Origin of the sequence: Aureibaculum sp. 2308TA14-22, assembly GCF_040538665.1 — a bacterium.
In the GTDB taxonomy this organism is placed as follows: domain Bacteria; phylum Bacteroidota; class Bacteroidia; order Flavobacteriales; family Flavobacteriaceae; genus Aureibaculum.
The window spans coordinates 1,569,930-1,591,431 of the sequence record NZ_JBEWXT010000001.1 but is presented as its reverse complement, the minus strand read 5'-3'; the positions used below and the strand labels follow the sequence as shown (position 1 = coordinate 1,591,431).

Genomic DNA, 21,502 nt, shown 5'->3' with positions numbered 1-21,502 from the left:
TCAGTAACTAATTTAGTAAACAAAAACGAACGCGAGAAAATTCCGAAGGAATTTTCCAAATAAGCACTTGCCAAAGCAATTAATTATACACTTTGTTGTGCGTAGTTGATTAATTCTTTCCATTCTTTAGTAACCTTTTCAGTTTTCAATAATTCGTCTTGATAAGATATTTTGGATTCAGTTCTTTTCCAAAACTGCAAAGGAAAGGTTGCTGTAGTTCCAAGGTCAACGGTTTCTTTATTGTCTAATTCAATTTCCACTTTAGTTTTAAAATTTCTTGAGCCTTTAGAGTAATCCGTGATTTTTTTCCTTTTAGTTAGTAATAGAAAAAATGTGTCAATAGCATCCTCCATCGAATCATAATCAAAGTCATAGTGTATGTGATTCAGTCCAAGTCCAATAGTTAGCTCCTTTTTGTCTAAAGAAATCCATAATCCTGTTTCTCCAACAGAAATATGATTTCCGTCATCATATTCCTTTACCACTCCATGGAATTCGTCTTTTAACAGACTACTAAATTTCTCAAAAAGGTATTGATTTGGTTTCATGGGCAAATTACGCACAACGGTTATGTGTATGGTTAGTTGCGTGTTTCAGCAACTAATTTAGCAAACATTCACGAGCCAGAGGAATTTCCGATAGGAAATTCCGAGTAGACCTGAACCAAGCAATTAATTATACACGTTGTTGTGCTTTCGTTATTCTTCGAGTTTTTTAATCTCATCTATAATGTTCGACCTTACCATTTCAGTTTGTTGCAGATGGTATTTAGACATCCCTAAAAAATTATATTTTTCAGCAGAAATATGTGATAGGTTGTTTATAAATTCTTTATCCGATTTTAAAGATTCAAAATTATTCGGAACCTTACTACTAAAGGACTCTATGTTAGTAGTTTTAAGTCGCTTATTCAGAAGAGTATTAGTATTTACATAGATCTCTTTGTTCAATTCGTTCTTATAGTCATTAGCACTGTAGGTATCATCAAACAACAATGCAATTTTATTCCTTATTGAATCATTTTTAATAATTTCGAGTCCTTTTGATTTCAGTGTTTCATAAGTCATTTTCTGGGGAAAAAATGCTCCGTATCTATTAATCCTTCCAAAATATTTTTGAATTGAATCAGTAAGAATCGATTTTTCGTCTTCTAATAATGATAGTAGAACTCTATTTTGGGATAACACTACAGAATCGGTGTAAATGGCAGACTTTATTCTACTAATATTCGTTTCTAAATCCTTTTCAAGACTTTTCAACAATTGCAATTCTATAACTGAATCTTTTTGCCGTTCATTCCAATTATTTATTGAGAGAGCAATTAATATTCCGATTACAACAAGTACAATTTCTCCAATTGCATAAATTAGATACTTACTGAATTTATTTTCAGAGAGTAAATTTTGTCTAATTTTTCTAAAGAATTTAATCATTGGTTAGTGGTTGGTTATAATGAAGCACAACGCCCGTGAATATGTTTCGTTGTTTTTGAGCGTAGAAATTACAAGTCTTTTTTGACTTGATGGTTTCGAGAGCGGTAAACGACGAACAAAGAAATAACCTCATTGCGAAAAAGCAATGAAATATATTCGATGTTGTCTGCAGTATTTTTTTTACTGCTGCTGTAAAGATAAGGTTTTAATTGGCATGTTGAACGTAGCAATCATGAGCCAATTGAAATCCTTGAGCGTAGTTAAAGGAGTTCAGTTGTAAGATATTTTTAATTATATATTATGAAATTTATTTTTTTATTGTGTCAACGAGATTTTTGGAATTATGCAAAGAATCGACCATTTTGGTTTGGTTGGAAGTTGAAATACTGTCTATTATATGTATTATTTCATCTTTTGATAATTGTTGGATGTTTGATTTATTTATGGGTTTAAAATATGCAAAACAAGCAATAATAAAACTTAAAGCAGATATGATATATGGAAAATATTTAGATTTAGCTTGGAAACGAGATACTTGGAAGTCGTATTCTTCTTTTCTCTCATTTCTTAATTTTAATCTTTCTTGCTTTATATTGTATTTTTTCCATCCACCAGCATTATTTATATCTAGTGCTGTTTCTGAAAGCTGGTATTGCCCTGTTTTGACTTTAGTTATGATGTTTTTCCGTTTAAGGAAAATCCATGCTTTTATATATGACTTATATTCTGATTCAATTTCAAAATTATATCGACTTTGCATTGTCAATAAATCATTTTCAATACCATGAGATATTATTTCATCAATAAATTTTTCCATGTTAGTTAATCTAAGACAACATCGTAGATGTTGCAAAAGGTTATTTTTTTGTTATTCACGGGCGTTGTCAGCAATTAGTGAAGCTTTAGGCTTTTGCAAAAAGGTGGCTTAACGTATCCGATGCCGAGACAAATTTTGTGTTTCAAAAATTTGTTGAGGTTGAGGTTATTGCTGACAACAACTGTATAACCGCAATATACTAAAAAATTAATATTTTTTTTGCAAGGGTAAAATAAGTATAAAATGCTGAAAATCAGAAATGTGTAATAATTACAAACGACTACATTCGACTACAAACGAAAGTAACTATTTAACAACCGAATGTTTTTTGGTAAGGGCTGTATGTTTGCAGTGTCAAAAAGTTCTAGGACGAGCTTAGAACATGACTTAACTGTTTAACTATTAAAATAAATATTATGAACGCACTTAGAAACAAAGTACAGTTGATCGGAAACTTAGGAAACAACCCAGAAATCATTACACTGGATTCAGGTAAAAAATTAGCTAAATTCTCCATAGCTACCAATGAGAGCTATAAGAACGCAAAAGGCGAAAAGGTATCGGACACACAATGGCACAATGTAGTGGCATGGAACAAAACCGCCGAAATTATTGAAAAATACTTGGTAAAAGGTAACGAAGTAGCCATAGAAGGCAAATTAACTTCAAGAAGTTATGAAGATAAAGACGGTAACAAACGCTATATAACCGAAGTGGTTGTTAATGAACTACTAATGTTAGGTAAAAATAAAAGTGCTTAATTGGTAGGATAGAGGGCATCAAAAAAATAAAACTTCCGTCAATCTGAACTTGTTTCAGATTCTAATAAAAATTGGAATTAATAATATTGAGATTCTGAAACAAGTTCAGAATGACGTTTTAGAAGATTTTTAGACGCCCTTATTACTTTTAACTTGATAAAATACAATAACCGCCTCAAATTCTGAGGCGGTTTTTACTTTTCAAAAAAGCTTATAGAAGAACCAATCCAAGTTTCATCAGAATTGTGAGATACATTTATTAATCCGCCTTTACCCATTCGGGTTAAATTGATAGCAGGTATTAGTTTGTTCAAGTTCTTGTCCCAAACAAATAAAACGCGTAGTTCTACTTGCGAGTTTTTACCAGTAGGTGTTTCAATTAAAGGGGCATAATTTACTTTACGTTGTAATAAATAATTCTGTTTGTCTTCTATAGCACTTATTTTTTCAGCAGTAGGGTTTAACTCAATGCCTTGGCCCGCAAATGAAAATAATGGTTTTAATACATAGTTGTTATAGTCTATATCCTTAGGTACTTCATCTAGATAATAAGACTTTGGTATGTATTTATGACTTAACATTGGCATAATACATTTAGATATCATATAAAACCAATCAGGATGTGTTACCCAATCAACATCTACATCATCAAAAAGATTAAAGTTTGTCTCTAAATCTTTTAAACGTTGCATATCGTCAAAAATAACACGATTATAAATACGATGTATGGCAATTTTTTGACCATTTTTTATATAAAATAGTTTTTTTCCTTCTTTAATAACCTGCGTTATGCATACTACTTCTATACCCAACACCTTTTTAGTAGCCCAAAAATCTATTCTGGTTTTTTGCTTTTCAGGAAATAGTTCCATTAGGATAACATTTTCTGGATTTTCATCACCTAAGACTACACTATTTACCATTTTTAAATAACTATCCTCATCAAAGCCATTAAAGTAATAATGGAAGTCTTCTATTGACAAATTTGGATAATTTCTAAGGAAAGCTTTACCTAAATAGGATTGATAATACATTAACGAAGGAAAGGCCTGAAGCTCAATAAGCTGTGGAGATATGTCACCATCCGGGTCAGTACAAAGTCCAAAATCTATAGCTAAAAAATGTGGTTTACCAAGAGGACTGGGAGATTGTAGGTGCTTGGGCATAAAACGATGTCTAATGCTGTCCATATCTAACTTCCAAACTTGATCTAAAATAGAATTGCAGGCATCAAAAACTTTCTTTTTTATTTCCTTGCTTAGAAAAACAGGTGTTTCAGAAATTCGAAAAGCACATGCTTCTCCCAACGTATCGGCAACGTCTTGCTTCAGATTTGTATAATAATCTTCTTTATAATTATCATTAAAGGCATTACGTACTTTTGGAATCATACAGTTGCAAGTTTGGATTGTTTAATTTTCTCAGCTGCCATTTCTAAAAACCTTGGAATAATAATACTATGTGTTCTTAAAATTTTATCATCATCATCAAGGCGATCAATCATTTTAAGGTATTTTTGCTTACCATATTTTTTAATGACTAGCTCTCGTTTTTCTTCTTTTTTAAAATAGCGTGTCATACCTTCAGCATCTGCTTCTGGATGAAATTGTGTGCCAAAAATTTCTTTGGTAAAGCGAATTGCCATAACGGCCCTTCGTAAAGGTACATGAGGCCTAATTTTCTCTCTACATAAAATTTTACCTTCTAAACTATTCAATTTAACTTCATCTGGAAAAATAACTTGATAATCTCTAGAATCAACTGCATAAAAAGGGTCATCTAAACCTTCAAATAAAGGTTCTGAATATCCTCCTTCTGTTTTAAATATTGGTAAAATACCAAATGAGGTGCTTCTGCGTTTGGTAACTCTAGCAATATCCCAGTGTAAACATGCCAACTGAAACGAATGGCAAATTAAAAAAACATGTTTTTTTTGATGATGAAATAAATTATGGCTTAAAAGACTGTCAAGAAATTGAAAATAGTCTTTTTCCCACTTTTCTCCAGCAATGTGCGGAGAACCAGGTCCTCCAGAAGAAATAAAAATATCGTATTTATTTATATTGGGAATTTTGCCTTTAACTCTCACATTAAAAACCTTAAATTTACCTTTAACACCTTCTTGAGCCAAAAACTGACCAGCTAACATTTTAATACACCGCATACCTTCATTGGGTTCACCGGCATTCATATCTAAAATGGCAATTTTATATTTCATCAATATTTAGTATTGTAAGTTTTTACTATAACGTGTAAAGTGAGTTTTGTAGTGTTTAATTATCTCAAATTTATAGACCTTTTCTTGTTTGTTCAACAACGTAGTTAACGACCTCCTTTAAATCTCCTGTTTCTTCATAAACTTTAAGTTGTCTATCTGCACCAGAGCCTTGTTCTATCATTTGATGTACAAAATTAACTTCATTTCTACATCCCAATTCATCAACTACATCATCTATAAATTCAAGCAGTTCTTGCATTAATATACCAAACGGAACCTCTTCTTCTTTACCAAAATCAATCAATTTAGCTTCTACGCCCCACCGTGCAGCACGCCATTTATTTTCATTTATTAAAATACGCCTGTACGACCTAAAACTTTGATTTTTTGAATGTAATTTGCTCAATTTTGCTATTATACATTGCATTATAGCTGCTATACAAACAACTTCATCAACCGTCATTACCATATCACAAATCCTAAATTCTACAGTAGGATAGAAGGGATGCAAACGAATATCCCACCAAATTTTTTTGCCATTGTCAATGCATTTGGTTTTTACTAATATTTCAACAAATTTGTCATACTCTGCAACACTGGAAAAATAAGGAGGAATTCCAGTTCTTGGAAATTTGTCAAATATTTTTGAACGGAATGATTTAAACCCAGTGTCTCTACTTTCCCAAAATGGCGAATTGGTTGAAAGTGCATATAAATGTGGTAAAAAATAACGGGCCACATTCATAATATGCAGACCATCATCTCGATTAGGAATGGCAACGTGAACATGCATACCAAAAATAAGATTGGAACGTGCCACATCTTTCATTTCGGCAATCAATTCATCATAACGTGGATTGTCAGTTATTAACTGTTCGCTCCAATGCGAAAAAGGATGTGTTCCTGAAGCGGCAACTTTTAGACCTTCTTTTGCCGCCAAATCAATGATTTGTTGACGTAAATAAGAAACTTCATCTCTAGCTTCTTGAATGTTTTCACAAACATTTGTGCCCATTTCTACAACAGATTGGTGCATTTCTTCTTTAATACGCTCCTTTAACAAAACTTTTCCACCCTCTAATATTTTAGACATTTGAGAACGTAGTTTTAAGGTATCGCCTTCTAGAATTTGAAATTCTTCTTCTATTCCTAGTGTGAATTTATGCATATCTAATGTTGTAGATTAATATTCGCTTTATGTTTTAATAGGTATAATTTGAATGTACAAGTACATGCAGATTATACCCAATTCATTATTTTTTCTTTGATGTTGTTTTAGGTTTAGCCGTTGTTTTTTTTACAGTTGTTTTAGGCTTGGCTGCTACTTTTTTAACCGTAGTCTTAGGTTTAGCTGTTGTTTTAGTTTTAACTACTGCTTTTTTCGCTGTTACAACCTTAGCTTTTGGTGCTGGTTTTTTAGCTACAACTTTTTTTACAGGTGTAGCTTTAGCAGCTTTTTTGACAGTTGCTTTTTTTGCTGCTGTCTTTTTTACCAGAGCGGCTTTAGAATCTTTTTTTGCTTGGGTTACCGTTTTTAAATTTGATTTCTTAGCTTTTTTCGGTGCTGTTGGAGCAATGGCATTTTTTAAAAAAGTTCCCCAAGAGGTATTGTTTTGTTTTGCTTTATGTGCAAGTGCTTTTTCGACTGCTAATTTGGCGGAATGTTCAACTATCCAATCAAAATTAGTTTGACCCACTGAATTTATATCAGCATCTGGTGCGGGATTACAGAAATCTATAGCATAAGGCACACCGTTTCTAATAGCGAATTCAACGGTATTAAAATCATACCCTAATGCTTTATTTAATTTGATTGTGTAATTATGGATTGTTTTCATTAACTTTTCATGTTCTTCACCTGTAGTTTTAGGCTCCGTTACATATCTTAAATGTGGTTCGTTTCTAGGCTCGTACGGCATAATATGCACATATTTTTGCCCTAAACAATACACACGATAATAATCGTCAAAAACAATTTCTTCTTGTAACATCATTACCAATTGCTCAGTTTCTCCGTGTTTTTCAAATAAATCTTCTGGATTATCAACACGATAAACACTTTTCCAACCACCGCCCGCATGGGGTTTCATATAAGCAGGAAAACCGATGTAATCAAAAATATAATCCCAGTCTAATGGTGCTTTTAAATTTCTGAATGATTTGTCCGTTGTGTCATCTGGTCTTGCATTTGAAGGTAATAATATCGTTTTTGGAACTGGTACACCTATTTGCATTGACAAACAATTGTTAAAGAATTTTTCATCAGCACTCCACCAAAACGGATTATTGATTACCGCTGTACCCATTAAAGCTGCATTTTTTAGATAGGCACGGTAAAATGGAACTTCTTGAGAAATCCTATCGATTATCACATCGTAACCATAATCTATACCTTGTTGTACTTTATCGATTTGTACAGCTTCAGCAACTACTTTACCTTTGCCTAATTCGTTAACACGATCTATAAATGCCCATGGAAAGGTGTCTTCCATACCGAACAATATTCCTACTTTTTTTGCCATAATATTTTATTTGTTTTTTTATGTCGTTCCCGCAAAAGCGGGAATCTTATTATTGTTAATTCTAATTTTATTTACTATAATTTTATTTCTTAAAACACATACTAAGCCCAATCAAAGAGCTGTTACTTTATTTAATGAGATTAATTTTTTTCATGTTAGATTCTCAATCAAAAATATTTCTCTACATATTCTGGAAAAACCATTTTCCATAATGGCCAATCATGTTCTATCCACTTTTTTTCGTCGTACCAATAGGGTATCCCTTTTGATTCTAAAATACCTGCCATATTTTCGTTTTTAGGTTTACAACTATCCCAATCTGATGTACTTAATACAATGTGCATATGGTTGTACTTCCAGGTATCCTCTTCATTGGCCATAAATTCATTTGGGCAGTTGAAGTAAACACGCATATCATCTATATGTGGTGTAAAATTTCTGATATTGAATACACCCGACAATGAAAATAAATGCGAAACTACATCTGGAAACCGAAATGCAGTATTTGCGGCATGAAACCCCCCAAAACTACAACCTGCCACAGCAAGCCTATGCGTATTACACTCGTCTTGAATGTAAGGGATTAATTCATTTTTAAGAAACTGCATGTACAATTCGTAATTGTGAATTATTACATCTTCAGGCAAATCATCAGCATAAAAGCTCATCATGTCAATGGTTTCAACATTATAAAGTTTAATTCTTCCTTCATCAACATACTTCATAACGGATTCGTTTAACCCAAAATCACTATTCTGTGTATATTTTCCTCCAGAGGATGGAAACATTAAAATAGGATGCCCCCAGTGTCCTGTAACTTCAAGATTAATATTTCTATTTAATGTATTAGAAAAATATTGTGAATGTTGTACTTGAGCCATAGGTTGTTTAGTCTTTGTTTGTTAAATATAAATAAAAATGTTAAATAATAATAATTGGCGGCAAAATTAATTTATTTTATCAATCTACATCATATATTTTTTATTAAATCGTTAATATTGCACACTTTAAATCGAATGATGAGTTTTAGTATAGATTTTATAAGTTTAAATGGAAGCCTTTTTTCAAAATACCTAGGTAGAAAAGTAAAATTCCGCTTGATGGCCCCTGGTAATTATAGAAGTACTGAAGAACGTTTTCCGGTACTGTTGATGAATGATGGGCAAGACTTTAAAGCGATGGATTTGGAGAAAACTATTTCTGATTCCTATTTGAATAGAAAAATAAGACCATTTGTTTATGTTGGTATAGAAACCAATGAAAATAGATTGCATGAATATGGAACGGCGTCTTCTGGCGATTTTAAAGGAAGAGGAAAAAAAGCCAATAACTATTCAAAATTTATCATCGAAGAATTTATACCTTTTTTAAAGGGAGAATTTAAGGTTTCCCACCATGGTATCGATTGGGTTTATGTAGGTATGTCTTTAGGCGGGATATCCGCGTTTGATATCGTTTATAACAATCCTCAATATTTTAGTAAAGTTGGTGTTTTTAGCGGTTCGTTTTGGTGGCGTAAAAAAGCGTACGTAAAAAATGATATGGCGGATAGGAGCAGAATTATTTTAAATGTCATAAAAAACGGAAATTACAGTCCACATTTAAAGTTTTGGTTGCAAGTGGGTACTTTAGATGAAACCGCAGACAGAAATAGCAATGGAATTATAGATGCCATTGATGATACTAAAGATGTTGTAAAAGAATTAAGTTTAAAAGGGTATTCAATTCCTTACGATATAACTTACTTAGAAGTTGAAAATGGAAAACATGACTTGCCGACTTGGGGCAAAGTTTTTCCTGAGTTTATAAAATGGGCATTCAAAGTAAAGGTAAAAATACCTTCATAGTGTTCAAGTGATATATTTTAGATATAAAAAAACCCAAAACTTAATTAAGTTTTGAGTTTATAATATCCACTGGTTTTATTTACATGGCTTCAACCGGAATTGACAATTTTGCTTTTTCCCAAGCAAAAATTATTTCGCTATCCATTACACCATAAAATAGTTGTTCTTGGTTTTCATCACCAAATTCTGGAGTAATATCTATACGCAAAGCATCGTCACTTTCTGAGTAACCAGAGGCTCCCCAAGCATCATTTTTCGTGCTAAAAATTATGGTCCAGTCATCATCTTTTTTTGGGATAATAAAGAAACCATACTTACCGGCAGGTAATTCTTCACCGTCAATTGTAACATCGGTGTCAAAAGAAATTGTTGTGTTTTTGTCAGCACCAGCTCTCCAAACTTTACCATATTTTTCTAGACCGCCCCAGATAGTTCTACCTTTTACACTAGGTGCACTGTAATCTATAGCAATAGTAACACCATCAATAGTGCCACTAGTTTGTTGTCTAGGACTTTTTTGAGCAAAGCTTAAGCTTGTTACTAAAGCGAAAACCAATAAGAGTTTTAAATTTTTCATTTTTTATAAATTTATTTAATAGTTAAATTTTATAATTTATTTAGACCATTCTGCAATGGATTCTTTGTTCATTTTAATATAAGCAGCATTTCCAGCTTTTTCAGCAACTTCCAATGATTTTTTTGCAGCTTCTATAGCACCTTTTTTATCACCCAATGCTGCATGAATTAATGATTTTTCTCGCATCATCCAAAAAGCACTTTTATTCATTTCTGTTGCTTTGGTTGACCACACTAAGGCTTGCTTTAAATCTTTACCTGAATTTCTGTAATAACTTGCCGCACTATGGTAATCATTGGCACTTGGCCCGCTCATTACGTTTTCAATACTTTTAGCGGCAATAGCATCTGTAGGCACATTAAATTTAACACCAACATAGGTTTTTTCCCACATAATACCCAATACACCTGAATTATCGGTTAAATCATCAATGGTGATTGTAAATGATTGAATATCCATAGGAATGGATTGTGTTTTTACTGTGGTTTTTAAAGCTACTTTGCTTTCATCCAAAGTCTGAGGAGCTCCACCACCAGCATAATCTGTATAAAAATATACTTCCCAAGCATCAGCAGTTGGCTTGGTAAAAATGGCATATGTTCCTTTTTTTAGTGTATTGCCATCAATGGTAACATCATTTCCAAATGTAATTTTGGTTCGAGCGTTAGCACCAGTTCTCCATATTTTATTAAAGGGAACTAGATCTCCAAAAATAGTTCTGCCCCTCATTGCAGGTCTTGAATATTCTACTTCAACATCTGTTAAACCAACAGTTTGCATCAATTTAGAATAAGGACTTGGTGCTGGTGTTTTAATTTGAGCAGTTAGGCTCATCGTACCTAAACATAAAAATACGATTAAAAGTTTTTTGTAGTTCATAATTGTTATTTAGATTTATTTAAGTTAATAGTTGTTAAAGATACTAAATCCTATCATTGGTAAATTTCTTTAACAAAATTTTAACTAAACTTTCTTTTCCTAATTAAAGTAAAAACTACACCAAAAAGCAATAAGATTATTAAAGGTAGAATTACATTTGTCAGTTGCCAAAAAGCCCGTTCTTCATAGGCCTTTTCCTTGTCTAAAAATTGAAGTTGGATTTGCTTATTTCTCAGTTCCAATAAGCCAGAATCATCTAATAAATAATTAATGGTATTCATTAAAAATTCTGAATTACCGTAGCGTACACCTGTATATTTATCAACCCCTAATTCAATAGGTTGCCCTTTTACAACTTCATTGGCAATAATATCACCATCGGCAATAACGACCATTTTATTGGAATTGCTTTGCTCTTTGAAAATAGGTGTTTCAAAAGGTTTTACTCGATCGGCATAGGCGGATGTGAATTTACCCTCCAAAAGTACACCCAAGGTTTGAAAACCCCTATTGTAATCTTTTTTCTCGGGTTTTTTGGCAATATCTTCCAACGATACAATAACGGGTGTGCCAATCGATTTTGAAAATTCAGAGCTTTGCAAAAGAATGGTTTTATCTACAGGGTTTTTTAACGTATCAATAGTATTGGCAAATTTTAAATTAACGGGATCAACGCCTTTTGTAATAGGATGGTCGTTTTTTGATGTTACAAATGGATAATAATGCCAAATATAATCATTGAACTGGGTATTACTGCCTACATTACCATCAGCCAATTTTATTGTTGAGCTGTAGGCATCTCTAATCAAATCGTAATTGATTCTAACACCATAGCTAAATAATAAATCGGTTAAGTTTAAATCTTTATTAAATGCTAAACTTTGACCCGTACCCATTAAACTATCCAGTTCAGCAGTAACATTGTCTATTAACCACAAGGTTTTACCACCGTTTGTAATGTATTGATCTAACGTGAATTTTTCTTCTTCGGTAAATTTCTCTTGAGGTTTTGCAATAATGGTTAAATCGTAATTTGTGAGTTGCTCTAACGTTTTTTGAGGTTGCTTAGCTACCGAATCTAGTGTAAAAGGAGCCAACTTGTAATATTGGTTCAATTGATTTAAAAAGCTGGTAAGATATATGTCGTCTAACTCACCATTTCCTTTTAAGATTGCAATAGTTTGATTTTCCTCAGATGAAACTTTATAAATAGCATCTGTAAAGGCAAATTCTAAATTTTCAATAGAGCTTTGAAGCTGTTCTTCTTGACTATCAGCTGTAACTTCAGCTAGTAAATTTATATTTTCAGTTTTACCCTTGTAGGTTATAGCAGCCCAAGGAAAAATAACAGCTTCTGAAAGTTTACCATCTTCTTGAACCGATAACCGGCTGGGTTGTAAACCCTGTTTAACTAATTCCTCAGCAGTATCCAGTGGATCTATAAATCTGTATTTTATGCCATCGTTAACAGTGTACAATTCTTCTAAATGTTGTCTGGTCTCATTTTGCAAGCGTTTAAATTCTGAGGGGAAATCGCCTTCTAAATATACTTTTATAATGGCATTTTCTTCCAAGTTATCAACTATATCGACGGTTGTTTCAGACAAGGTATAGCGTTTGTCTTGAGTTAGATCTAGTCGTTTGTAAAATTTATTTGCTAAAAAATTGATTAGAAATAAACCAATAATCAATACAATTATTTTTGGGATATTATTTTTCATTCTGCATCTAATTTTAAACGGGTTAGAAACAAAAAGAAAATGGTAACAGACAGAAAATAAACAATATCTCTGGTGTCAATTACACCGCGACTGATACTTTTAAAATGATCGAACATGCCAAAACTTCTCAGAGACTCAGAAATGTTCATGTCAGCTAAGGCTTCAAAACCATAAAAAATAAAAAAGGAAATTACGATAGCAATAATAAAAGCCACAATTTGATTGTTGGAAAATGTAGAAGTAAAAATACCGATTGACGTATATGCTCCGGCTATGAACAACAAACCAATATAAGAACCTAAAGTACTTCCAATATCTAAATTATTGGGCGGATTACCTAATTTTAAGATGCTAAAAACATAAATAAGAGTTGGTAACAGTGCTAAGATAATCAATACTAACGCCCCAAAAAACTTGCCCAATACAATTTGCCATTTACTGATGGGTTTGGTTTTTAAAATTTCTATAGTACCTAGTCTGAATTCATCGGAAAATGTCCGCATGGTAATAGCGGGTATCAAAAACAAGAAAAACCATGGGGCTATAAAAAAGAAACTGTTTAAATCTGCAAAACCAGCGTTAAGTATATTAAAATCACCATTAAAAACCCATAAAAATAGACCATTAATGACTAAAAACACAGCAATTACCAAATACCCTATGGGCGAGGCAAAAAATGAGTTGAGTTCTTTTTTAAAAATGGATATCATAAATTATTCAATAGTTTCAAGCCTGTTAACACTCCACGCTTCTGGTCTATCATTAAATAATGTTTTGGTTTTAGCCCAGACATTTTTAAATAAATCAGAATCTCTATAATTCTCTAGGCTTTGTTCATCTTTCCAATGGCTATACGTAAAAAAAACATTAGCATTATCTTTATCTTGGAACAGTTCTAAATGGGTACACCCTTTAAAATTTTTAATTTTTACTTTATGGGCGTTAAAAGTACTTAAGAAATCTTGAATTTTTTCAGGCTCAAAACTCATTTTTACTATTCTTATTAACATTTTATAAAAATCTAAGGGTTATTGAGTCTCTGTAACCCAAGCCTAATAGGGTAGAAGCACCACCAACGGATTTTAAATTACTTTTATAGATTGCAATTTCTAGGTAATCGGAAGCATTGAATAATGCTAATTTTTCGCCATCATATTGCCTCTTCTCCTGCGGTAAATCAAAGTTTACGATCTCATTGTACTTATTAACTATCTTATTAAAAGTATAATGCCTTGCACTAACCTCATAAGGTCGGCCCTTGCCAACGTCATTAAATAATTTTTTAGTGATATTACAAATTACATTTCCGTAATTATCTATATAAATAATAGTACCAACAATTTGATTTTGCTCTTTATTAATATATGGATGTACTTCATTTAATTGTTTGTACTCATCGGTAGCCCTGCCAACTACGTCCAGCGTACCGCCCCTGGCAATATGGCAAGCCACCTTCACAAACGCAGAGTAACTGGTCAAGGTGCTGTGTATGGTTATCTCTATGATTTTATCGGGTTTTATTTCGGATGCTATCATCGAGATAATACCGTTATCGGCACAAATAAAGTAATGGCCGTCCAAGGCAATGGCAATATGTTTGTTTTCAACACTCAGCTCAGAATCAACATCTATTATATGTATGCTACCTTTTGGAAAATTTTTATATGCATTTTTTAAAATATATGCGGTTTCGGTAATATTAAATGGGGTAATTTGGTGTGATATATCAACAACTTTGGCATTGTTAAGCTCACTGTATATAGCACCTTTTATAGCACCAATAAAATGGTCTTTTGTTCCAAAATCAGTAGTTAATGTTATTAAAGACATTTGTTGATTACTTATTCAATAAGAGCGTAATTAATAAGCTTTTTAATTATTAAATTTGTATTGCAAAACTAATCAATATCTAGTTGATTACCATAATATTTTTAAGCAGTTTTAATAATTAAAAAATAGTTATAATTTGAACGAAAGAATTATTGAATTAACAGAAATTAGTCCCAAAGATTTTTTTGGAACTCATAACACAAATATTGAGCAACTAAAGAAGTACTTTCCAAAAATTAAAATCGTTGCCCGAGGGAATAAAATTAAAATTTATGGTGAAAAAGAAATACTTGACGAATTTGAAAAACGTCTTGAAATGCTTATCAATTACTTTAATAAATACAATAAACTAGACGAAAACAGTATTGAACAGTTATTGACTTCTAACGGCACTTCGCAAAAAAATAGTAAAAAAAACGACGATGTTTTGGTACATGGCGTTGGAGGTAAGTTGATTAAAGCTCAAACGGAGAATCAGCGTAAAATGGTTACAGATATGCAAAAAAACGATATGCTTTTTGCTGTTGGCCCTGCTGGAACTGGAAAAACCTATACCGCAGTTGCACTTGCAGTTAGTGCCTTAAAAAACAGAGAGGTAAAGCGTATCATTTTAACCAGACCTGCTGTAGAATCTGGTGAGAATTTGGGTTTTTTGCCAGGTGATTTAAAGGAAAAATTAGATCCGTACATGCAACCACTTTACGATGCCTTAAGAGATATGATTCCTTACGAAAAATTAGAAACCTACATATTGAGTGGTATCATTCAGATTGCACCTTTGGCCTTTATGCGTGGCAGAACACTAGACAATGCTTTTGTAATATTAGATGAGGCTCAAAATACGACACACGCTCAAATGAAAATGTTTTTGACCAGAATGGGTAAAAATGCCAAATTTATAATTACTGGAGATCCTGGGCAGATTGATTTGCCAAAACGACAAGTATCTGGCTTAAAGGAATCGCTATTGGCCTTAAAAGATATTAAAGGTATAAGTATGATATACCTTGATGATAAAGATGTTATAAGACATCGGTTGGTCAAGGATATTATAACTGCGTATAAAGGTATAGAAACGGAATAAAGAATACTGATTTATCATAATCAGAGAATACAGAATTAAATCCTAAAATTTAGTGCCAAATGTCTAATAACACTATTAACTATACAAATTTTAATTTTCCAAATCAAAAATCGGTTTATCGGGGTAAAGTGCGTGAAGTTTATAATATAGACGATAAACTTTTAGTAATGATAGCTACCGATAGACTTTCTGCATTTGATGTGGTGTTGCCCAAACAAATACCATTTAAAGGACAAATATTAAATCAAATAGCTACTAAAATGATGGATGCTACCGCAGATATAGTCCCTAATTGGCTATTGGCCACACCAGATCCTAATGTTGCCATTGGTCATTTATGTACACCGTTTAAGATAGAAATGGTAATTAGAGGATATTTATCCGGTCATGCAGCAAGGGAGTATAAATTAGGCAAAAGAATGCTCTGTGGTGTTTCAATGCCTGACGGGATGAAAGAAAATGATAAATTTCCTGAAGCTATTATAACACCTGCCACTAAAGCAGAAGAAGGAGAGCATGACGAAGATATTTCTAAAAGTGATATTATTTCAAGAGGTATTGTAAGTGAAGAGGATTATAACATTTTAGAAGAATATACCAAAGCACTATTTGAACAAGGTACTAAAATTGCGGCAGAACGAGGATTAATCTTAGTGGATACAAAATATGAATTTGGTAAAACCAAAGATGGTAAAATTGTGCTGATAGATGAAATACATACACCAGACTCATCACGCTATTTTTATGCAGAAGGTTATAAGGAAAGACAACTTAAGGGCGAAGCTCAAAAACAGTTGTCAAAAGAGTTTGTAAGACAATGGTTAATTGCTAATGAATTTCAAGGGCTAGAAGGTCAGGTCGTACCCGAAATGACAGATGAAAAAGTATTAGAAATCTCAGATAGGTATGTAGAACTTTATGAAAATATTACAGGTGAAACATTTGTAAAATCCGATACTAGCAATATTTTAGATAGGATAGAGCGTAATATCAAAAATTATTTAATAAAAAATAGTATATATAAATAAATATACGTATTTCTTTTGTTTTAAGAGAGTATAACCATAAAATAAAAAGATACAATATTTTATAAATAAATAGAGGTAAAAAAGTATGATTGAATTAAAGAAATCAATAATTCAGCTAAAAGAGATTTTTAAAAAATATCTTTTGTTATTGGTAGCTGTGCCTGTATTATTAGGCTATATAATTAATTTTGATGCATCTAATAAATTAGAATTACTCATTAGAATATTATGGATACCCATTTTCTACCTTCCTTACTTTTTCTTTAAAAAGAAAATTTTTCACACTTTAATGATAGTGTTTTATTTTATAGTAGGAATCATTGAAATTGGACATTGGCTTATGCTAAAAGGTCCAGTTTCTTTAGCGAGTTTGTTTATGATTGCCAATTCAAACTTTAATGAAACTACTGAATTTTTAAGTGTACAGTCGTCTTTTTTACTCTTATTGTTAATTCCTTATGCCGCCCTTTTTATTTTGGCACTAAAAGAGAAACCTAGAATTAACAATGGTATATTTAAGCTTTTATTGTCTATGAATGTTATATTAGGCATTAGTTCATTTTTATATATGAGTTTGTCAGCATTTATTGCAGAAACTACTCCATTGGTTATAAGAAATTCTTATGTGTTTATGTCTGATTTTCGTAAATATAGTAAAGCAGTAAAAAATAATAAATTAAAGGAAATTGATGCTTCTCAAACTCACACTTCTGATCAGCAACTTTTCGTACTAATTATTGGTGAATCTGCCTCTAAGAACCATATGTCTCTATACGGTTATCCTAGAAAAACCAATCCTAAGTTAGAACTGCGAGATGATTTATATGTATTTGACGATGTGGTGTCTGCTTATTCTAACACTATAGCTGGTGTTATGTCTTTAATTACTGAGTCCAATTTAAATAATAAATTACAATATTATGAAAGTAAAGATATAATTGATGTTTTCCATTCATTAGGTTTTGAAACGTATTGGATATCTAACCAAACACCTTTTGGATGGGCTGAAAACTTAATAAGTGCAACTGGAAGTAAAACTGATCATACAACATTTGTAAACTTAATCAATAATTCAACCTACGAAGGAAATAAAAACATTTCTTATGATGAGAAGTTATTAGCCCCTTTTATTGATGCATTAAATGAAAAGGTTGATAAAAAAATGATTGTATTGCATATGATGGGTAACCATTTAAGTTATGATAAAAGATATCCCAAACCATTTTCCGTTTTTGAAGGTACAGATTATAAAAGCCAATTGATTGCGGAATATGATAATTCAATAGTTTATAATGATTATGTATTAGATAGCATTTTTAGTTTAATTAAAAACAATACAGTAGAGAAGAATAGGATTGTAGCTTCAGCTATTTATGTCTCTGATCATGGAGAAAATATTTATGATGAGGATGATATGTTTGGACATCATTTTGTTAACCATTTACCCAAAGTTAACGTTGAAATACCTATGCTAGTTTGGCTTTCACCTACCTATAAGACTTTAGATTCGGTTAAACACTCTTTGATTAAAAATAGAATAAATACACCTTATGTCTCAGACGATACGTTTCATACCATTTTAGATTTAAATCATATAAAAAGCCCTGTCTTTGATAAAACCAGAAGCTTGTTTCATAAAGATTTTAACCAAAATAGATTAAGAATATTAATTGACGGGAAAGATTATGATAAAAAAATTAAAATGCCCTAATCATAGTTGACTAGGGCATTTAACAAAAAACTCTAAATTTAAAAACACTAATTTTTCAATTTGCCCTTGAATTGTTCAAATTGGTTATTTTCATTTTTTTTAGGCCAACTATTGTTGGTTAGTTCTATATCTGCTGTTTCGAGGTCTGAATTTACTACAATATTAGTGATTTGTTTTGAACTGGCAAAAATTCTTTTTACCTCATCGTCTTTTTTACTCCAAATTTCGGCAGGAGACTGCTTTCTTTTTTTATTCCCATCTTCATAGGTAAGCTAAACAATTAAAGGTAATACAAGTCCTCCTGGTTTGTCAAAAGTAACCTCGTAAAAATAATTTGGGGCAGACTTTAAATTCTTTTTCTTTAGAAAGATTAGAACTAAATCAATTTTCAACTTTTTTAACTTTTCCTTTGAACTTTTCTTCAGCTTCTACTTTTTTCCTTCTTTTATTTCTTTCAGCAATAGATTTTCTAATTCTATTGTTTATTAATTCTTTTAATTCCTTTTGTCTTAAAGTAGTTTCTAATTTTTTATGTAATAAATCTTCCTTTTTCTCGTCCTCTATATTTTTTAGATTTTGAACAACAGTTAACTGTTGCTCATTACGTGTTTGGGTTCTTTCATTGTATGAAGCTATAATTTTTTGCTCAATTTCCTTTAACTTATTTAAAACAGTTTCTTGATTTTCGTTTTTTAATTGTTGTTTTGCATCACTATTTGCTGCAACAATTTGTTCTAATTCTAAAAATTTTTGTGATATGGCTTCAATATTTTCCGCTTTTATAATTTCTTTAGATACAATGCGATCAATAAGTTCTCGCTCTTTTTCGGTATTATTCATCGCAATTAAATCTTTATTTTCTCGATCTAATTGTTTTTTTAAGATAATCTGCTCTTTAAGTGTTTTGTCTATTTCTTCTAATTTTTTTAAAACGGCTTTTTGGTTTTCTTCATCTTTAATTTGTTTTAACATAATTTGTTCGACATGCAATTGTTCTTCTTCCTTTAACTTTTTTTCAATAGTGGTTTTGTTATCCGTTCTTGTTTTTTCTTTGAAAGCAATACGTTTTAAAAGCTCTTGTTCACTTTCTTGACTTCTTTTCGTAATTAGCGATTTATTTTCTTGATCTAATCGTGTTTTAAATGTAATTTGATCTTTAATGGCTTTATCAATTTCTTTAAGTTTATATAAAGCGGCTTTTTGGTTTTCTTTATCTTGAATCTGTTTTTGCCTAATTTGTTTGGCAAACAGTTGTTCTTCCTCCTTCAATTTTTGGATAATACTGATTTTATTATCCGTTCTGATATTTTCTTTAAACACGACCCTTTCTTCAATATTCTTTTCATTTTGCTCTAATGCTTCTGAAATGGCATCTTGATTTTGGGCTTTCAATTTTTTCCTTTCTTCAATTCTGGCTATTAAAGAATCTTTTTTTCTTTGAAGTTGTTCTTTTAAAACTAGTTGTTGAGCAATTTCCATTTCTTTTTTTACTTTTAAAATAGAATCTCTTTTTTTTGCTTTAAACAATGCAATGGCCTCGGCTTTTTCAAGTCTTTTTTTATCTCTACGCTCTTTGCGAGTCAACTCTACTTCTTTAGAATCTATATTGGAATTAGACTTCTGGATATCTAATGTATCATTTTGGGAAAGAGCAAAATTAATTGGTAACACGATAAGTAATAGTAGAAAGTAAATTTTCTTCATAAGCAATTTTTTCTGCAATTTAGAATTACACAAATATAATTATTTATGATAAAGATTAAAAAGTATAACTTTCTTTGTTTTTATTTTTTGTTAAAAACAGCGTTTTTTTAGAGTTATTCGCTTTAAGCTTAATAATATTTTTTTGAGTAGGAAAATAGTCCATTAGCATAGTATCATTTACTTCAATACTATTCATTTTTTTTATGTTTGTTATTTCTAAGTATAAGTAAACAATATCATTATCGTATTCTTTTCCTAAATAATTGTATGAAGTGTTTTTTGAATTTATTGTAATATAAAAATTATCTTCTATATATTTGATAATGAGTTCATCAGAATTTTTCACTTCATTTTTTACTGCAAGTTCAATGTTGATATCATTGGTTTCATTTATTACCTTTTGAAGGTCGTCAATAAATATACGCATGGTAATTTGTACCGCTTCTTGTTCAGGCTTAAATTCAACCTTTATTAAACTTATATAAAATTTATGGGGCGTAAACGCAAAAATTGGTAGTATTAAAAGTAGTAAAAGGAATTTTGATCTAAACATATACAATATAATTTGCAATAAATGTACTATTAAATTCTCAAATAATATGCCGTACTTTTAATCCTCATTATTTATTTTCTTGAGATAACTTTTGCTTTCCTTTATCATAGCATCAGTAAATTCTAATTTTTTATTTATTGCATAAAGTTTGGTAAGCCCTTTGTTTTTACAATGATTTAAGAAAAAATCGATATGAATTAGGGGTATTGAGAGGTTTTTAATAAAGAAATCATCTCCAAACTCTTTTCTAATTAAGACTTGAACTGGAGGTGTTTTCTTTTTAAAAGGTTTTCCCAAACTTATTGTGGCTAGTGTTAAGCCAATTGGAATATGAGGGTTTGTTAGTTTAGAAGCATCAGGTGGTTTACCACTATCACCATCATCACCTATAATATCAGGTTTAAAGTCAATATCTGAAAAATCTAATACGCCATAGGCAATTTTAGATTCAATCTTTACATTTTTCAAATCACTAACTATATTTCCTGATAAAGGATTTTGTTTGATTTCAATTTCTTCTAACTCATTTGTTTTTAGACTAAGGAATATTCTTATAGCTTTATTTTCTATATGATTTTTTCTTATGATTACCATTTGAGCGTTAAACTGAATGCCGGATAGTTGCAACGTGTCATTTATTTTGACGGGGATTTTGAATATCCCTTTATGGTTACTGATTGTTCCCTGCTTTGTGTTTTTATTAATTATATGTATGCTGCTTACCAATACCGAATCATTAAAAACTTTACCAGTGATTAATTGTCTATTTTCTTGGGCTAATAAGTTGGCTGAGAAGGCGATTAAAACCAAAAAAAAA

Annotated in this window: 22 protein-coding genes; 5 read left to right on the top strand and 17 right to left on the bottom strand. The window is 31.3% G+C overall.

From position 1 onward, the window contains the following. Positions 1-83 precede the first annotated feature (83 nt). The 3 genes from U5A88_RS07035 to U5A88_RS07025 form a co-directional block, all read right to left on the bottom strand. The gene (locus U5A88_RS07035) at positions 84-548 is read right to left on the bottom strand and encodes a hypothetical protein (protein ID WP_354205011.1); all 465 of its coding nucleotides are present in this window, start codon (positions 546-548) and stop codon (positions 84-86) included. A 150-nt stretch (positions 549-698) separates the two neighbouring features. Continuing rightward, positions 699-1,433, bottom strand: a complete 735-nt coding sequence (locus U5A88_RS07030; protein WP_354205009.1) for a DUF6090 family protein — start codon at positions 1,431-1,433, stop codon at positions 699-701. 307 nt (positions 1,434-1,740) lie between these two features. After that, entirely contained in the window at positions 1,741-2,250 is a 510-nt protein-coding gene (locus U5A88_RS07025) for a hypothetical protein (protein WP_354205008.1), read from the bottom strand. Positions 2,251-2,666: 416 nt separating this feature from the next. On the opposite strand from U5A88_RS07025, the gene U5A88_RS07020 reads away from it, so the two are divergent. Continuing rightward, entirely contained in the window at positions 2,667-3,011 is a 345-nt protein-coding gene (locus U5A88_RS07020; protein ID WP_354205007.1) for a single-stranded DNA-binding protein, read from the top strand. Positions 3,012-3,205: 194 nt separating this feature from the next. Here U5A88_RS07020 and U5A88_RS07015 read toward each other — a convergent pair whose 3' ends face one another. From U5A88_RS07015 to U5A88_RS06995, 5 genes are all read right to left on the bottom strand, one after another. Next, a complete protein-coding gene (locus U5A88_RS07015; protein ID WP_354205005.1) occupies positions 3,206-4,402 on the bottom strand; it encodes a hypothetical protein in 1,197 nt (398 codons plus the stop codon). Further along, positions 4,399-5,229 (bottom strand): type 1 glutamine amidotransferase, encoded by an 831-nt coding sequence (locus U5A88_RS07010; RefSeq protein WP_354205003.1) that lies wholly within the window; start codon positions 5,227-5,229, stop codon positions 4,399-4,401. Before U5A88_RS07010 ends, U5A88_RS07015 begins: the two co-directional genes overlap by 4 nt. A 70-nt stretch (positions 5,230-5,299) precedes the next feature. Next, positions 5,300-6,397 (bottom strand): carboxylate-amine ligase, encoded by a 1,098-nt coding sequence (locus tag U5A88_RS07005; protein WP_354205001.1) that lies wholly within the window; start codon positions 6,395-6,397, stop codon positions 5,300-5,302. A gap of 85 nt (positions 6,398-6,482) precedes the next feature. After that, positions 6,483-7,751: an ATP-grasp domain-containing protein gene (locus U5A88_RS07000; RefSeq protein ID WP_354205000.1), complete on the bottom strand. Its 1,269-nt coding sequence runs from the start codon at positions 7,749-7,751 to the stop codon at positions 6,483-6,485. A gap of 167 nt (positions 7,752-7,918) precedes the next feature. Further along, positions 7,919-8,632, bottom strand: a complete 714-nt coding sequence (locus tag U5A88_RS06995) for an alpha/beta hydrolase-fold protein (protein WP_354204998.1) — start codon at positions 8,630-8,632, stop codon at positions 7,919-7,921. A 135-nt stretch (positions 8,633-8,767) separates the two neighbouring features. On the opposite strand from U5A88_RS06995, the gene U5A88_RS06990 reads away from it, so the two are divergent. Next, complete coding sequence (locus U5A88_RS06990) at positions 8,768-9,598, top strand: alpha/beta hydrolase (protein WP_354204997.1); 831 nt, start codon at positions 8,768-8,770, stop codon at positions 9,596-9,598. A 79-nt stretch (positions 9,599-9,677) separates the two neighbouring features. Here U5A88_RS06990 and U5A88_RS06985 read toward each other — a convergent pair whose 3' ends face one another. The 6 genes from U5A88_RS06985 to U5A88_RS06960 form a co-directional block, all read right to left on the bottom strand. Continuing rightward, on the bottom strand, positions 9,678-10,175 hold the full coding sequence (locus tag U5A88_RS06985) for a DUF2911 domain-containing protein (protein ID WP_354204996.1): 498 nt from the start codon (positions 10,173-10,175) through the stop codon (positions 9,678-9,680). 36 nt (positions 10,176-10,211) lie between these two features. Further along, a complete protein-coding gene (locus U5A88_RS06980) occupies positions 10,212-11,054 on the bottom strand; it encodes a DUF2911 domain-containing protein (protein ID WP_354204995.1) in 843 nt (280 codons plus the stop codon). A gap of 80 nt (positions 11,055-11,134) precedes the next feature. Beyond that, complete coding sequence (gene gldG, locus U5A88_RS06975; RefSeq protein ID WP_354204994.1) at positions 11,135-12,775, bottom strand: gliding motility-associated ABC transporter substrate-binding protein GldG; 1,641 nt, start codon at positions 12,773-12,775, stop codon at positions 11,135-11,137. Further along, the gene (gene gldF / locus U5A88_RS06970) at positions 12,772-13,485 is read right to left on the bottom strand and encodes a gliding motility-associated ABC transporter permease subunit GldF (RefSeq protein ID WP_354204992.1); all 714 of its coding nucleotides are present in this window, start codon (positions 13,483-13,485) and stop codon (positions 12,772-12,774) included. Before gldF ends, gldG begins: the two co-directional genes overlap by 4 nt. A 3-nt stretch (positions 13,486-13,488) precedes the next feature. Beyond that, entirely contained in the window at positions 13,489-13,785 is a 297-nt protein-coding gene (locus tag U5A88_RS06965; protein ID WP_354204991.1) for a putative quinol monooxygenase, read from the bottom strand. Between the two features lies 1 nt (position 13,786). Further along, positions 13,787-14,605 (bottom strand): SAM hydrolase/SAM-dependent halogenase family protein, encoded by an 819-nt coding sequence (locus U5A88_RS06960; protein ID WP_354204990.1) that lies wholly within the window; start codon positions 14,603-14,605, stop codon positions 13,787-13,789. A 136-nt stretch (positions 14,606-14,741) separates the two neighbouring features. On the opposite strand from U5A88_RS06960, the gene U5A88_RS06955 reads away from it, so the two are divergent. The 3 genes from U5A88_RS06955 to U5A88_RS06945 all read left to right on the top strand — a co-directional run bounded on the left by U5A88_RS06955 (position 14,742) and on the right by U5A88_RS06945 (position 18,428). Next, a complete protein-coding gene (locus U5A88_RS06955) occupies positions 14,742-15,689 on the top strand; it encodes a PhoH family protein (protein WP_354204989.1) in 948 nt (315 codons plus the stop codon). A 59-nt stretch (positions 15,690-15,748) separates the two neighbouring features. Further along, a complete protein-coding gene (locus U5A88_RS06950) occupies positions 15,749-16,717 on the top strand; it encodes a phosphoribosylaminoimidazolesuccinocarboxamide synthase (protein WP_354204988.1) in 969 nt (322 codons plus the stop codon). Positions 16,718-16,802: 85 nt separating this feature from the next. After that, the gene (locus U5A88_RS06945; protein ID WP_354204987.1) at positions 16,803-18,428 is read left to right on the top strand and encodes a phosphoethanolamine transferase; all 1,626 of its coding nucleotides are present in this window, start codon (positions 16,803-16,805) and stop codon (positions 18,426-18,428) included. A gap of 381 nt (positions 18,429-18,809) precedes the next feature. Here the strand turns inward: U5A88_RS06945 and U5A88_RS06940 are convergent, their stop codons facing one another. From U5A88_RS06940 to U5A88_RS06930, 3 genes are read right to left on the bottom strand one after another with little or no spacing between them, the layout of a single operon-like run. Then, complete coding sequence (locus U5A88_RS06940) at positions 18,810-20,132, bottom strand: hypothetical protein (RefSeq protein ID WP_354204986.1); 1,323 nt, start codon at positions 20,130-20,132, stop codon at positions 18,810-18,812. 55 nt (positions 20,133-20,187) lie between these two features. Beyond that, complete coding sequence (locus U5A88_RS06935) at positions 20,188-20,685, bottom strand: DUF6702 family protein (RefSeq protein ID WP_354204984.1); 498 nt, start codon at positions 20,683-20,685, stop codon at positions 20,188-20,190. Positions 20,686-20,742: 57 nt separating this feature from the next. Further along, positions 20,743-21,495 carry a peptidase associated/transthyretin-like domain-containing protein gene (locus U5A88_RS06930; protein WP_354204983.1) on the bottom strand — a complete coding sequence of 251 codons (753 nt, stop codon included), beginning with the start codon at positions 21,493-21,495 and terminating at the stop codon, positions 20,743-20,745. Between the last annotated feature and the right edge of the window lie 7 nt (positions 21,496-21,502).